This is a genomic window from Nonomuraea phyllanthi (genome assembly GCF_006334985.2).
Lineage (GTDB): Bacteria > Actinomycetota > Actinomycetes > Streptosporangiales > Streptosporangiaceae > Nonomuraea > Nonomuraea phyllanthi.
This window is the reverse complement of the sequence record NZ_VDLX02000003.1, coordinates 602,457-618,743: the sequence shown is the minus strand read 5'-3', so window position 1 is coordinate 618,743 and position 16,287 is coordinate 602,457. Positions and strand designations below refer to the sequence as shown.

Here is a 16,287-nt window from a genome sequence, read left to right as displayed (position 1 = left end):
TCCTGATGCGTTACTTGCCGATGCCTAGTTCGTTGTCGAGGACGTCGAACAGGTCGTCGTCCGTGGCGAAGTCGAGGTCGTCCTGCTCCGCGGGCTGTTCCGTGCCGGCGCGGGCGCCGTTCCATTTCCAGAGCAGCGCCTGGATGCGGGCGGCGATCCTGCCGTGTTCCTCGCCTTCGGCGTCGATGCCGAGCAGCGCCGACTCGAGCTTGTCGAGCTCGGCGAGCACGGCTCCGGCGGCGGTCTCCGCGTCGGGCAGGATCCTGGTACGCAGGTGCGCCGCGACGGCGTCCAGCGTGGGGTGGTCGAAGACGAGCGTGGCGGCGAGCCGCAGCCCGGTGGCGGCGTTGAGCCTGTTGCGCAGCTCCAGCGCGGTGAGCGAGTCGAAGCCGAGCTCCTTGAACGTCTTGCCGGGGTTGACGGCCGTGCCGGCGGCGTGGCCGAGCACCGTGGCGACGTTGTCGCGGACGATGTCGAGCAGCAGCCGGTCGCGCTCGTTCGGGTGCAGTCCGGCGAGCCGCTGTTCCAGCGACGCGGCGGACACGGCGGCGGCCTGGGCGGCGCGCCGGACGACGGGCCTGCCGAGCCCGCTGAGCAGGGCGGGCGCCCTGCCGCGCAGGGTGGCGAGGTCGAGCCGGGCGGGCAGGAGGGCCGCTTCGGGGGCGGCGACGCCCGCGTCGAACAGGGCCAGGCCCTGGTCCGTGGTGATCGGCAGGAAGCCGCCGCGGCTCATCCTGCGCAGGTCGGTCTCGGACATGTGGCCGGTCATGGCGCTGGCCTGGGCCCACAGTCCCCAGGCGAGGGAGGTGGCGGGCAGCCCGGTCCCGGCCCGGTGGACGGCCAGGGCATCCAGGAAGGCGTTGGCCGCCGCGTAGTTGCCCTGGCCCGCGTTGCCCAGAATGCCCGCCGCCGAGGAGAACAGCGCGAACACGGCCAGATCGTCGTGACGGGTGAGCCGGTGCAGGTTCCAGGCGGCATCCACCTTCGGCCGCAAAACCCGCTCCACCTGCCGCGCGGTGAGGTTCTCCACCGTGGCGTCGTCCAGGACTCCCGCCGCGTGCACCACACCCGTCAACGGACGCTCCGAGCGGATCTCGGCCAGAAGACCGGTCATGGCCTCCCGATCGGCCGCGTCGCAGGCCACCACCCGCGCCCGCGCACCCGCCGCCTCCAGCTCCGCCACCAACTCCGCCCCACCGCCACTACGGCCGGTCAGAACCAGATGCCGCACCCCGCGCTCGATCACCAGGTGACGAGCCAGCGCCGCACCCAACACCCCAGTGCCCCCGGTGATCAGGACCGCGCCCTCCGGATCCAGCGCGGCCGGCACGGTCAGCACCACCTTGCCGACATTGCGGGCCTGGCTCAGGAAGCGGAACGCCTCCGGAGCCCGGCGGATGTCCCACGCCGTCACCTTCAACGGCTCCAGCTCCCCGCTCTCGAACAGCTCGCCCAGCTCCGACAGCATCCGCTGCACGTGCTCCGGACCCGGGTCCATCACGTCGAACGCCTGGTAGTGGTGGTCGGGGAAACCGGCGGCGTCCCGGATGTCGGTCTTGCCCATCTCGATGAACCGGCCGCCAGGGGCCAGCAGCCGCGCCGAGGCGTCCACGAACTCCCCCGCCAGCGAGTTCAGCACCACATCGACACCCCGCCCGCCCGTCACCGCGCGGAAACGCTCCTCGAAGTCGAGGTTGCGGGAGGACGCGATGTGGTCGTCGTCCAGGCCACGGGCGCGCAGCGCGGCCCACTTGCCCGCGCTCGCCGTGCCGTACACCTCCACGCCCCAGTGCCGGGCCAGCTGCAGCGCCGCCAGACCGACACCGCCGGCGGCGGCGTGCAGCAGCAGCGACTCGCCCCGCCGGATCCCGGCGAGGTCCCGCAGGCCGTAGTAGGCGGTCAGGTAGACGACGGGCGCGGCGGCGGCCTCGGCGAACGTCCAGCCCGTGGGCATCCGGGTGAGCAGCCGGTGGTCCGCCACCGACACGGGGCCGATCTTGCCGATCAGGCCCATGACCCGGTCGCCTGGCGCGAACCCGGTCACGCCGTCGCCCACCTCCAGCACCACCCCCGCGCCCTCGGACGCCGCGGGCCGGCCGTCGTCGGGCACCATGCCGAGCGTGATGAGGATGTCGCGGAAGTTGAGCGCCGCCGCCCGTACGGCGAGCCGTACCTGGCCGGGCCTGAGCGGTTGGGACGCCTCTGGGGACGGGACGAGCGCGAGGTTCTCCAGGCTGCCCTTGGCGGTGACGTCGAGCTGCCAGGCGTCGCCCACGCCGGGCGGCTCGGCCAGCGCGGCGTCCGGCCGCGGCTTGGCGAGGCGGGGGGCGTACAGGTCGCCCTCCCGGATGGCGAGCTGCGGCTCGGCGGTGGCGATCGCGGCTTCGACCGCGCCCAGCGAGACGTCCTGCCCGTCCAGGTCGAGCAGCGCGAACCGGTCGGGGTGCTCGGTCTGCGCCGACCGCAGCAGCCCCCAGACGGCCGCCTGGTCGAGCCCGGCGCAGGTCTCCCCGGCGCGGGCGGCGACGGCCTCGCGGGTGAGGACGACGAGCCTCGCCCCGGCGAGGGCGTCGTCGTCCAGCCACTCCTGGAGCAGCGCGAGCGTGCGCTCGGTGTGCTCCCGCGCGGTGGCCGTGCCGGGGGCGCCGGCGAGGACCACGCCCGGCACGCCGGCCGCCTTGAGCGCGGCGAGGTCGGCGTACGCGTCGATGTTCAGCACCTCGGCGAGCCCCAGCGAGTCGGGACCGACCAGGGCCAGACCGCCCGCGAACCGCTCGGGTGCGGGCACCGCCGTCCACTCGATGTGGAACAGGTCCTCGGCGGCGGCGAGCCCGGCCGTGGCGACCGGCCGGACGACCAGCGACTCGACGGTGAGGAGCGGTGCGCCGGTCTGGTCGGCGAGGCTCAGCGACACCTCGTCCGGCCCGGTCACGGCGATCCGGGCGCGGGCCGCCGTGGCGCCGGTGGCGTGCAGGGACACCCCGGACCAGGCGAACGGCAGCCGCACGCCGGAGCCGTCGCCCTCCAGGGGCAGCAGGTGGAGCACGGCGTCGAGCAGCGCCGGGTGGATGCCGAACCCGGCAGGGTCGCCGGGCGGCGCCACCTCGGCGAACAGTTCGCCGTCCCGCCGCCAGGCGGCACGCAGCCCCTGGAAGGCGGGCCCGTAGTCGAGCCCGGTTCCGGCCAGCCGCTCGTAGGCGTCCTCGACGGGGACCGGCACCGCCCCTTCCGGCGGCCAGGCCCGTACGTGCTCGGGCTCGGCCTGCCCTGCGGCGGACAGGGTGCCCTTGGCATGGCAGGTCCAGTCCTGGTCGAGCGCGTCGTTCGGCCGGGAGTAGACGGCGAGCGCGCGGTGTCCCGCCTCGTCCTCGGCGCCGAGCGTGACCTGGAGCCGCACGGCGCTGCCGGCGGGCAGGACGAGCGGGGCCTGCAGGGTGAGTTCGTCGATCCTGCCGCAGCCGGCGTGGTCGCCCGCGTGGATGGCGAGGTCCACGAACGCCGTGCCGGGCAGCAGCACGGTCCCGCCGACGGCGTGGTCGGCCAGCCACGGGTGGGTGCGGGTGGAGATGCTCCCCGTGAACAGCAGCCCTTGGCCGTCGGCCAGCGGGACGGCGGCGCCGAGCAACGGATGCGCGGCCGCCTCCAACCCCAAACCGGTGGCGTCGCCCGTGCTCGCCGGAGCCTCCAGCCAGTACCGCTCGTGCTGGAAGGGATACGTCGGCAGCTCCGCCACGACGGCCGACCCGCTCGCGGGCAGCACGGGGGTCCAGTCCACGTCCACGCCCTGGACGAAGGCCTGGGCGGCGGAGAGCAGGACCCTCGTCATGTCGCCTTCTTCGCGGCGGAGGGTTCCGGTGACGGTGGCTTCGTCCTCCAGGGTCTCCAGTATTTGCTGGATGCCCATGGTCAGGACCGGATGCGGGCTGACCTCCACGAAAGCCCGATGACCATCGGCCACCAACCCCCGCACCGCCTGCTCGAACTCCACCGCCTGCCGCAGATTCCGATACCAATACCCCGCATCCAACCCAGCGGTATCCAGCACCGCGCCAGTCACCGTCGAGTAGAACGGCACCGAACCCGTTTGCGGGGACAGCCCCTCCAACAAGCCGGCCAGATCTTCTTCGATGGCGGCCACATGCGCCGAATGCGACGCGTAATCCACCTCCACCCGACGGGCTCGTACCCCATCGACCTCACACTCCAGCAACACCTCCTCCACCGCATCCACATCCCCGGCCACCACCGTGGCCGACGGGCCGTTCACCACCGCGACCGACACCCGATCCCCCCACCGCGCCCGCACCTGATCAGCAGAGAGAGCGACCGACGCCATCGCCCCGCGACCGGCGATCGCCCGCAACGCCCGACTCCGCAACGCCACCACCTTGGCGGCGTCCTCCAACGACAAACCACCCGCGACATAGGCAGCCGCGATCTCCCCCTGCGAATGCCCCACCACCGCATCCGGGGCGACACCCAGCCACCGCCACACCCTGGCCAGCGACACCATCACCGCAAACAGGACCGGCTGCACCACATCCACCCGCTCCAACGCGGCCGGATCACCGATCACCTTCCGCAACTCCCACCCGACATGCGGAGCCAACGCCTCCTGACACGCCCGCATCTCCTCCGCGAACACCGGGCAGCCATCCCACAACTCCCTCGCCATCCCCACCCACTGCGACCCCTGACCCGGGAACACGAACACCCGCTTACCACCGACATTCGCCACCCCCCGCACCACCTGCGGCGCACTACCATCCGAAGCCAACGCCGCCAGACCAGCCCGCAACTGCGCACCATCGGCACCCACCACCACCGCCCGATGCTCGAACCGCGCACGAGCCGCCAGCGCGGATCCCACCACGCCCGGGTCGCCGTCCACCTCCGACAGGTGCTCGGCCGACGCGCGCAGGGCGGTCTCGGACTTGGCCGAGAGGATCCACGGCACCACACCCTCGCCAGGTGTCGCTGCCGGAAGCGGGCCCTGTTCGAGGATGACGTGCGCGTTCGTGCCGCTGATCCCGAAGGACGACACCGCCGCTCGTCTAGGCCGGTCCGTCTCGGGCCATTCGCGAGCTTCGGTCAGCAGCTCGACGGCGCCCGAGGCCCAGTCCACGTGCGGGGACGGCTCGTCGGCGTGCAGGGTCTTGGGCAGGACGCCGTGGCGCATCGCCATGACCATCTTGATGATCCCGGCCACGCCGGCGGCGGCCTGGGTGTGGCCGATGTTGGACTTGACCGACCCCAGCCACAGCGGCTCGACGCGGTCCTGGCCGTAGGTGGCGAGGAGCGCCTGGGCCTCGATCGGGTCGCCCAGCGCCGTACCGGTGCCGTGCGCCTCGACGGCGTCCACCTCTGACGTGGACAGGCCGGCGCTGTTCAGGGCCTGCCGGATCACGCGCTGCTGGGAGGGCCCGTTGGGCGCGGTCAGCCCGTTGGAGGCGCCGTCCTGGTTGACCGCCGACCCCCGCACGACGGCGAGGATCTGGTGGCCGTTGCGCTCGGCGTCGGACAGGCGTTCCACCAGCAGCATCCCGACGCCCTCGCCCCAGGCCACGCCGTCGGCGGCGGCGGAGAACGCCTTGGAGCGGCCGTCGGGGGCGAGCCCCCGCTGCCGGCTGAAGCCGACGAAGGTGTTCGGGGAGGCCATGACCGTCACCCCGCCGGCCAGCGCCAGCGAGCACTCGCCGTTCCGCAGCGCCTGCGCGGCCAGGTGCAACGCCACCAGCGACGACGAACACGCCGTGTCCACCGTCACCGCCGGACCCTCCAGGCCGTACACGTACGACAGCCGGCCGGACGCGACGCTGCCCGTGGTTCCGGTGAGCAGGTGCCCTTCCATGCCTTCCGGCGGCTGAGCGCCGTAGTCGTGGTACATGACCCCGGTGAACACCCCGGTCCTGCTGCCGCGCAGCGACGCCGGGTCGATGCCGGCGCGCTCGATCGCCTCCCACGCCGTCTCCAGCAGCAACCGCTGCTGCGGATCCGTCGCCACCGCTTCGCGCGGGCTCATCCCGAAGAACTCCGCGTCGAAGCCGGCCGCGTCGTACAAGAACCCGCCCTCGCGCACGTACGACCTGCCCGGCCGGTCCGGGTCCGGGTCGTACAGGCCGTCGAGATCCCAGCCCCGGTCGGTGGGGAAGTCGCCGATCGCGTCCGTGGCATCGGCGACCAGCCGCCACAGGTCCTCCGGCGAGCCGACCCCGCCGGGGAACCGGCAGCCGATGCCGACGATCGCGACCGGCTCGTCCACGGCGGCGGCCGGGCGGGCCTCAGCGACAGCGGCCGTTCCGAGGAGCTCGTGCTGGAGGTGCCCGGCGACGGCGGCCGGGTTCGGGAAGTCGAACACCAGGGTCGCGGGCAGCCGCATCCCGGTGGCGGTGCTGAGGCGGTTGCGCAGCTCGACGGCGGTGAGGGAGTCGAAGCCGAGGTCCTTGAACGCCCGTTCCGCCTTGACCGACTCCGTTCCCGCGTGACCGAGGACCTGCGCCACCTGGCTCCTGACCAGGTCCAGCAGGGCCTGCTCTCGCTCCTGCGGGTCGAGCCGGGCCAGCCGCTCTCCGAGCGGTGCCGAGGCGTCCGTCCTGGCGGGCCGTGCCGCCGGGCGTACCAGCCGCCGCAGCACGTCGGGCAGGTCCGCCCTGGCCCGCAGCGCGGCGGTGTCCAGCTGTGCGGGTACGAGCACCGCCCGCCCGTCGGCCAGCGCGGCGTCGAACAGGGCCAGCCCGTCGGCCTGGGTCATGGGGACGATGCCGGTACGGGCGAGCCGCGCGCGGTCGGCGTCTCCCAGGTCGGCTCCCATGCCGTCGGCCCACAGTCCCCAGGCGAGCGACGTCGCCGGCAGACCCAGGCTCCGGCGGTGCTCGGCCAGAGCATCCAGGAAGGCGTTGGCGGCACCGTAGCTGGCCTGCCCGGCACTGCCCACGACGCCGGCGATCGAGGAGAACAGCACGAACGCGGACAGATCCAGGTCGGTGGTCAGCTCGTGCAGGTTCCACGCCGCCTGGGCCTTGGCCACCCACACCCGCTCCACCCGTTCCCGGGTGAGGTTCTCGACCGCGGCGTCATCCAGGACACCGGCCGCATGCACCACACCCACCAGCGGGTGCTCGGTGGGGATCGTGTTGACCACGCGGGCGAGCGCATCACGGTCGGAGGCATCGCAGGCGGCGAACTCCACCCGCGCCCCGGCCGCCTCCAGCCGCTCCCGCAACTCGGGGGTGCCCTCGCCCCGGCGGCTGACCAGCACCAACCGGCCTACTCCGTAGGAGGCCACCAGGTGCTCGGCCACCACACCGCCAAGCCCACCCGTGCCGCCGGTCACCAGGACCGTGCCCTCAGGATCGAACACCGGCCCGCCCTCAGCCTGAACGGATGCCCGGCCCAGCCTCGGCACCAGCACCGCGCCATCACGAACCACCAGCTGGCCTTCACCCGTGGCCAGCGCCGCCGCCAGCCCGGCGACATCACCGTCCCAGTCGACCAGCACGACCCGGCCTGGGTGCTCCAGCTGAACCGCCCGCACCAACCCCCACACCGACGCCCCCGCCAACCCTCCAACGGTCAGCACCACCAGCCGCGAGTCCCGCTCCTCGGCCAGGAACGCCTGAATTCTCGACAGGACCTCCGTCACCGCATCCAACGGATCCCCGTCGGGGGCGGACACGAACACCACATCCGGGGCATCGGAAGGCCCTGCGCCCAGCGCCTCAGCCAGGACCGGATCGTCCATGACCGCCCACGCACCACGCTCCACCCGCTCAGGCACCGCCACAGGAACCCAGTCGAGTGCGAGCAGGTTGCGGGTCGCGGTGGACAGGTGGGTGGTCCGCAGGACGAGTCCGTCGATCCGGGCCACCGGCGTACCGGAAATTTCGGTCAGCAGCAGCGTGGCCTCGTCGTCGGCGGTTCGCGACAGCCGGACCCGGATCTCGTGGGCGGCGGTGCCGTACAGGGAGACGCCCGACCACGAGAACGGCAGCCTGGTCACGGTGGTGTCCGCGTCGGCGTGGAGCGCGTGCAGCGCGCCGTCCAGGAGGGACGGTGCGATGGTGAAGCCGGAAGGGATGGGCTGCTCCGGCTCGGGGAGCGTGACCTTGGCGAACAGGTCGTCGCCGACTCGCCAGAGCTCGGTCAGCGTCCGGAGGGACGGGCCGTAGTCGAAGCCCCGGTCCGCCAGCCGGTCGTACAGGTCGTCGATCGGCACCGGCACGGCACCGGCGGGCGGCCAGGCGGCCGGCTCCTGCGGAGGCTCCGGCCCGTCCGCGACCAGCGTGCCCGTCGCGTGACGGGTCCACTCGTCGTCCGCCGTCCTGGAGTGGAAGGTGATCGTACGCGCGCCGGAAGTGTCGGGCTCACCGACGACGATTTGGAGGTCGCACTCACCCGTTGAGGGGATGGTCAGCGGCGCCTCGATGACCAGCTCGCCGATCGCCCCGCTGCCGACCTTCCGCCCGGCCTGGCATGCGAGGTCGAGTAGTGCGGTGCCGGGGAGGAGCGTGGTGCCGGAGATGACGTGGTCGGTGAGCCAGGGGTGGGTACGGGTGGACAGGCGGCCGGTGAAGATCACCGTGTCGGTGTCGGCCAGCTCGGTCATGGTGGTCAGGATGGAGGTGTCACTGCGGGCGTCGATCCAGTAGCGCTGCCGCTGGAACGCATACGTCGGCACCTCAACACTCGCGGTCGCACCCTCAGGGAAGAACGGCCGCCAATCGACGTGACCGCCTGCGGTCCACAGCCGCCCCAACCCGCTGATCAGGGCCGCTACCTCGTCCTGGCCCTTGCGAGAGAGGGCTGCCAGGGGGGTGGGGTCGGTCAGGCAGGCGTCGGCCAGCGCGGTCAGCACCCCATCCGGGCCTACTTCCACCCAGGCGTCCGCTTGTGCTGTGGTCAGGGCGTCGGCGAAGCGGACCGGGCGGCGCACGTGCTCCACCCAGTACTGCGCACTGGACCACTCCCCCGGCTCGACGGGGCGTCCGGTGACCGTGGAGACCAGCATGAAATCGTCGGCCGGCTCACGGAAGGACAGGCCCTCCACGACCTGGGCGAAGTCGGCCAGCATCGGCTCCATCAACGGCGAATGGAAGGCATGGCTGACTCGCAGCCGCCGGGTCCGCCTGCCCAACCCCTGGAAGTGCCGGGCGACCTGCTCCACGGCATCCTGCTCGCCGGAGATGACCACCGCGCGCGGCCCATTAACCGCCGCGACGCCCACTAACCCTTCCAGCAAGGGCTCCACCTCGGCTTCGGCGGCTTCGACGGCCACCATCGCGCCACCGGGCGGGAGTTGCTGCATCAACCGGCCGCGCGCGGTCACCAGTGCCAGCGCATCCTCCACGTCGAGGACTCCGGCGATGTGAGCGGCGGCGATCTCGCCGATCGAATGCCCCACCAGAACCTTCGGTGCGATCCCGAACGATTCGAGCAGCCGATACATGGCCACCTCGAAAGCGAACAAGGCCGGCTGCGCCCACTCGGTGTCATTCAGATCCGCCGTGGTGTCGTCGCCGAACATCACCGCCCGCAACGACTCTCCACACACCTCATCCAGCGCACGCGCGAACACGGGGAACCGGGCTGCAAGCTGGCGGCCCATCCCCAGCCGTTGCGCCCCTTGACCGGTGAACAACACCCCCACCGACCCAACCGGCACCGCCACACCGGGCTGCAGATTCTCCAGCTCGCCACCCACCACGACCGCCCGATGCTCAAACACCGAACGCCTGGCCAGCGCCAGCCCCACCGCGCCCGGGTCAGCCTCCACCGCCGCCAGTTGCCCGGCCGAAGCACGCAGCGCGGCCTCCGACTTCGCCGACAGCACCCACGGCACCACACCCTCAACCGACGTCTCGACTTGCACCGGACCCTGTTCGAGGATCACGTGCGCGTTCGTGCCGCTGATCCCGAAGGACGACACCGCGGCTCGTCGAGGCCGGTCCGTCTCGGGCCATTCGCGAGCGTCCGTGAGCAGTTCCACGGCACCCGAGGCCCAGTCCACGTGCGGCGACGGCTCATCGGCATGCAGCGTCTTGGGCAGCACCCCGTGCCGCATCGCCATGACCATCTTGATGATCCCGGCCACGCCAGCAGCCGCTTGCGTGTGGCCGATGTTCGACTTGACCGACCCCAGCCACAGCGGCTCGTCGCGGTCCTGGCCGTAGGTAGCGAGGAGCGCCTGAGCCTCGATCGGGTCGCCCAACGCGGTGCCGGTGCCGTGCGCCTCGACCACGTCCACCTCTGACGTGGACAGCCCAGCACTGCTCAAAGCCTGCCGGATCACCCGCTGCTGCGAAGGCCCGTTGGGAGCCGTCAGCCCGTTGGAGGCGCCATCCTGATTGACCGCCGACCCTCGAACGACGGCGAGAACCGGATGACCGTTGCGCTCAGCATCAGACAGCCGCTCCACCAGCAGCAACCCGACACCCTCAGCCCACCCCGTCCCATCGGCAGCCGCCGAAAAGGCCTTGCACCGACCATCGGGGGAAAGTCCCCGCTGCCGGCTGAAGCCGATGAACGTTTCCGGGCTGGCCATGACCGTCACCCCGCCGGCCAGCGCCAGCGAGCACTCGCCGTTCCGCAGCGCCTGAACGGCGAGGTGCAGCGCCACCAGCGACGACGAACACGCCGTGTCCACCGTCACCGCCGGCCCCTCCAGCCCGAACACATACGACAGACGCCCCGACGCCACACTCGCCGACGTCCCCGTCAGCAGGTGGCCCTCCATGCCCTCCGGAGGCTGAGCGCCGTAGTCGTGGTACATGACCCCGGTGAACACCCCGGTCCTGCTGCCGCGCAGCGACACGGGATCGATCCCGGCGCGCTCGATCGCCTCCCACGCCGTCTCCAGCAGCAACCGCTGCTGCGGATCCGTCGCAAGCGCCTCACGCGGGCTCATGCCGAAGAACCCCGCGTCGAAGTCCGCCGCGTCATACAGGAACCCGCCGTCCCGCACGTACGAGGTGCCGTTGTGGTCGGGGTCCGGGTGGTAGAGGGCGTCCAGGTCCCAGCCACGGTCGGCGGGGAACGGCCCGACCGCGTCCACTCCACCGGCCACCAGCCGCCACAACTCCTCCGGCGACGACACCCCACCTGGGAACCGGCAGCCGATGCCCACGATCGCCACCGGCTCGTCGGACGCGCCGACCACACCGGTCGGGGAGGGTGCGGCGGGGGTGCCGAGGAGTTCGCCGCCGAGGTAGGCAGCCACGGCGGCCGGGCTCGGGTAGTCGAAGACGACGGTCGTCGGGAGGCGCAGGCCGGTCGCGTTGTTGAGGCGGTTGCGCAGCTCGACGGCGGTGAGCGAGTCGAAGCCCAGCTCCTTGAACGCCCGCCCCGGCTCGACCGTCTCCTCGCCGGAGTAGCCGAGGACCTGGGCGACCTGCCCGCAGACGAGGTCGATCAGCGTGCGTTCCCGCTCCTGCGGGGTCATCGCCGCCAGCCTGCCGCCGAGCGTGCCGGCCGCGACGGAGGTGTCGGCGGCGCGGCGCATCGGCGTCCGGACCAGCCTGCGGTAGAGGGCGGGCAGGTCTGCGCGGCCGTGCAGGGCGGACAGGTTGATCCTGGCGGGCACGAGCGCCGCCTCGGGCCGTCCGAGGGCCCGGTCGAACAGCGCGGTTCCCTCGGTTTCGGTCATCGCGACCACGCCGGACCTGGCCAGCCGTGCCCGGTCGGCGTCCTTGACGGCGGTCCCCATGCCGTCGGCCCACAGGCCCCAGGCCAGCGATGTGGCCGGCAGGCCCGAGGCGTGCCGGTGGGCGGCGAGGGCGTCCAGGAAGGCGTTGGCGGCGGCGTAGTTGGCCTGGCCGGCGCCGCCCACCGTGCCCGCCATCGAGGAGAACAGCACGAACGCGGACAGATCCAGGTCGGCGGTCAGCTCGTGCAGGTGCCAGGCGGCATCCGCCTTCGGCCTGAGCACGGCGTCCAGCCGCTCGTCGTTCAGCGATGTAATTACGCCGTCGTCGAGCACTCCGGCGGCATGGATCACCGCGGTCAGCGGGTGCTCGGCGGGGACGGCGGCGATGGCCGCGGCCAGGGCGTCGCGGTCGGCGACGTCGCTGGCGACGACCTTCACGTGCACGTTCATGAGGTGCAGCTCGGCCTTGAGCCTGGCGATGCTGGGCGCGTGCCGGCCCCTGCGGCTGATGAGCAGCAGGTGCTTGACGCCGTGCTCGGCCGCCAGGTGCCTGGCCATGAGCACGCCGAGCGAGCCACTCCCTCCAGTGATCAGTACGGTGCCCTCGGGGTGGAAGGTGACGGGCTCGCCGTCCTCGCCCGGGGCGCGTACCAGCCGGGAGGCGTGAACGGTGCCGCCCCGGATCGCGAGCTCGGGCTCGCCCGTGGCCAGCGCGACGGGCAGGGCGCGGGCGGACGCGGGGTCGTCGTCCAGGTCGACCAGGACGAACCTGTCCGCGTGCTCGGCCCGCGCGGCCCGTACGAGACCCCAGGCGGCGGCCCCAGCCGGGTCGGCCTCAGCGCCGGGTCCCATAGCGCTGCTGGTGAGGACCACCAGGCGGGTGGCGGCGAGCCGGTCGTCGGCCAGGTAGTCCTGGATCGTGCGGAGCAGCCGCCGGGTGCGGCCATGGACCTGCTCCGGCACGTCCCCCTGTTCGGGCAGGCACGGCAGCAGGACCGTGTCGGGTCCTGCCTCGGCCACCGCCGCCAGTTCCGGGTACGCGGTGACGCCCGGCACGCGGTCCGCCCCGAGCACCGCCCAGGTGTCCGTGGTCAGTGGCGCCGGCGTGGGGACGGCCGTCCATTCGACGCGGAAGAGCGCTTCCCCTGCCGTGCCCGTGAGGGTGAGCTGCCCGGCGGGGATGTGCCGCAGCACTAGCGAGTCCACCGTGATCACCGGCTGGCCGAGGGGGTCGGCCGCCGTCAGCGCCACCTCGTCGGGGCCTCGGAGCGACAGGCGCACCCGGAGCGTGGAGGCGTCGGAGGCGTGCAGCGTCACCCCGGACCAGGTGAACGGCAGCCGGACGGCGTCCTCCTGGTCCTCCAGGGCCAGGCAGTGGAGGGCGGCGTCGAGCAGGGCGGGGTGGATGCCGTAGGAGCCGGTGTCGGTGCCGGCCGGGAGGCCGACCTCGGCGTACAGGTCGTCACCGAGTCGCCAGGAGGCCTCGACACCCTGGAACAGCGGGCCGTACTGGTAGCCGCGCTCGGCCAGCCCCTCGTACAGGTCGGTCACCGGGAGCCGGGTGGCACCGGGTGGCGGCCACTCGCCGGACAGTCCCTCGGCGGGGATCTCGTCCGCGGTCAGGGCGCCGGTGGCGTTGCAGGTCCAGGTGTCGGAGCCGTCCGGGGACGAGTAGATCGCCACGGGATGGCGGCCGGACGGGTCCGCACCGCCCACCCACACCTGGAGCCGAACGGCGCCGTCCGCAGTGAACGCGAGCGGGCTGCGCAGCGTGATCTCGTCGAGCCGGGCGGCGCCCACGTGCAGGCCGGCATGCAGCGCCAGCTCGACGAACGCCGTTCCGGGCAGCAGAACGGTGTTCGTGATCGTGTGGTCGGCCAGCCACGGGTGGGTGCGGAGCGACAGCCTGCCGGTGAACAGCAACCCGCCGTCCTCCGGCCGCGTCACCAGGGCGCCCAGCAGCGGGTGGTCGGTGACGCTCAAGCCGGCCGCCACGAGGTCACGACGGCCGGTGGGGACGTCCAGCCAGTAGTTCTGGCGTTGGAAGGGGTATGTGGGCAGCTCCGCGGCGGGGGTGAGGCCTTCGGGGAAGAACGGCTGCCAGTCGACGTGGCCGCCTGCGGTCCACAACCGACCCAGCCCTGATATCAGGGCTGCTACCTCGTCCTGGCCCTTGCGGGAGAGGGCTGCCAGGGGGGTGGGGTCGGTGAGGCAGGCGTCGGCGAGCGCGGTCAGCACCCCATCCGGGCCGACCTCCACCCAGGCGTCCGCCTGAGCAGCCACCAGCGCATCGGAGAAGCGGACCGGGCGGCGCACGTGCTCCACCCAGTACTGCGGAGTGGACCACTCTCCCGGCTCGACGGGTTGCCCGGTGACCGTGGAAACCAAGATGAAATCGTCGGCCGGCTCACGGAAGGACAAGCCCTCCACCACCTGGGCGAAGTCGGCCAGCATCGGCTCCATCAACGGCGAATGGAACGCATGACTCACCCGCAACCGCCGGGTCCGCCTACCCAACCCCTCAAAGTGCCGGGCGACCCGCTCCACCGCATGCTCATCGCCGGAAACGACCACCGCACGCGGCCCATTAACCGCCGCAACACCGACCAGCCCTTCCAGCAAGGGCTCCACCTCGGCTTCAGCGGCTTCGACGGCCACCATCGCGCCACCAGACGGAAGCTGCTGCATCAACCGGCCACGCGCCGACACCAACGCCAACGCATCGTTCACGTCGAGGACTCCAGCGATGTGAGCGGCGGCGATCTCCCCGATCGAATGCCCCACCAGAACCTTCGGCGCGACCCCGAATGATTCGAGCAGCCGATACATCGCCACCTCAAAAGCGAACAACGCCGGCTGCGCCCACTCGGTGTCATTCAGATCCGCCGTGGAGTCATCGCCGAACATCACCGCCCGCAGACGCTCTCCACACACCTCATCCAGCGCCCGCGCGAACACCGGGAACCGGGCTGCAAGCTGACGGCCCATCCCCAGCCGCTGCGCTCCCTGGCCGGTGAACAACACCCCCACCGACTCAACCGGCACCGCAACGCCAGGCTGCAAATCCTCCAGCTCAGCACCGACCACGACCGCGCGATGCTCGAACACCGAACGCCTCGCCAACGCCAGCCCCACCGCGCCTGGGTCAGCCTCCACCTCGGCCAGCTGCTCGGCCGAAGCACGCAGCGCGGCCTCTGACTTGGCCGACAGCACCCACGGCACCACAGCCTCGACCGACGTCTCGACCTGCGCCGGACCCTGTTCGAGGATCACGTGGGCGTTCGTGCCGCTGATCCCGAAGGACGACACCGCGGCTCGTCTAGGCCGGTCCGTCTCGGGCCATTCGCGAGCGTCCGTGAGCAGTTCCACGGCGCCCGAGGCCCAGTCCACGTGCGGCGACGGCTCATCGGCGTGCAGCGTCTTGGGCATCATCCCGTGCCGCATCGCCATGACCATCTTGATGATCCCGGCCACGCCGGCAGCCGCTTGCGTGTGGCCGATGTTCGACTTGACCGACCCCAGCCACAACGGCTCGTCGCGGTCCTGCCCATAGGTAGCAAGAAGTGCCTGAGCCTCGATCGGATCGCCCAGGGCCGTGCCGGTCCCATGGGCCTCGACCGCATCGACCTCCGAAGCCGACAGCCCGGCACTGGACAGCGCGGCTCGGATCACCCGCTGCTGCGAAGGCCCGTTAGGCGCGGTGAGCCCGTTGGAGGCCCCGTCCTGATTGACCGCCGACCCCCGCACCACGGCAAGCACGCGATGCCCGTTCCGCTCAGCGTCCGAAAGCCGCTCCACCAGCAGCAACCCCGCACCCTCCGCCCACCCGACACCGTCGGCGGCGGCGGAGAAAGCCTTCGAGCGGCCGTCGGGCGCGAGCCCCCGCTGCCGGCTGAACTCGACGAAGGTGTTCGGGGTGGCCATCACGGTCACCCCGCCGGCCAGCGCCAGCGAGCACTCGCCATTGCGCAACGCCTGAACCGCCAGGTGCAGCGCCACCAGCGACGACGAGCACGCCGTGTCCACCGTCACCGCCGGGCCTTCCAGCCCCAGCGTGTACGCCACCCGCCCCGACGCCACGCTGCCCGTGGACCCGGTACGCAGGTACCCTTCGAGCTCCTCCGGCGCCTCGGAGACCCGCCCCGCGTAGTCCTGGTACATGACTCCGGCGAAGACCCCGGTACGCGAGCCCCGCAGCGACGCGGGATCGATCCCGGCGCGCTCGATCGCCTCCCACGCCGTCTCCAGCAGCAACCGCTGCTGCGGATCCGTCGCCAGCGCCTCACGCGGGCTCATCCCGAAGAACCCGGCGTCGAACCGCCCGGCGGCGTAGAGGAAACTGCCCTCGCGCGCGTAGGACGTGCCCGCGTGATCCGGGTCAGGGTCGTACAGCCCCTCCAGGTCCCAGCCCCGGTCGGCGGGGAACGGCCCGACCGCGTCCACTCCACCGGCCACCAGCCGCCACAGCTCCTCCGGCGAGGACACCCCACCTGGGAACCGGCAGCCGATGCCGACGATCGCGATCGGCTCGCGATCCTTGGCGAGCAGCGCTTCGTTCTCCTGTCGCAGCCGCTCCGTCTCCTTGAGGGAGGTCCGCAGGGCCTGGACGATCTTCTCGTTGGACGTCATGGTGAGCTCCAGATTCC

1 protein-coding gene is annotated in these 16,287 nt (G+C 72.2%); it reads right to left on the bottom strand.

The window, feature by feature from the left end:
* Positions 1-10: 10 nt before the first annotated feature.
* Positions 11-16,270 (bottom strand): type I polyketide synthase, encoded by a 16,260-nt coding sequence (locus FH608_RS11480; RefSeq protein ID WP_139630385.1) that lies wholly within the window; start codon positions 16,268-16,270, stop codon positions 11-13.
* Positions 16,271-16,287: the final 17 nt, after the last annotated feature.

What these genes read in the sequence shown, in the direction of transcription:
- FH608_RS11480 (WP_139630385.1), bottom strand. Translation starts at nt 16,270, where the DNA reads ATGACGTCCAACGAGAAGATCGTCCAGGCCCTGCGGACCTCCCTCAAG.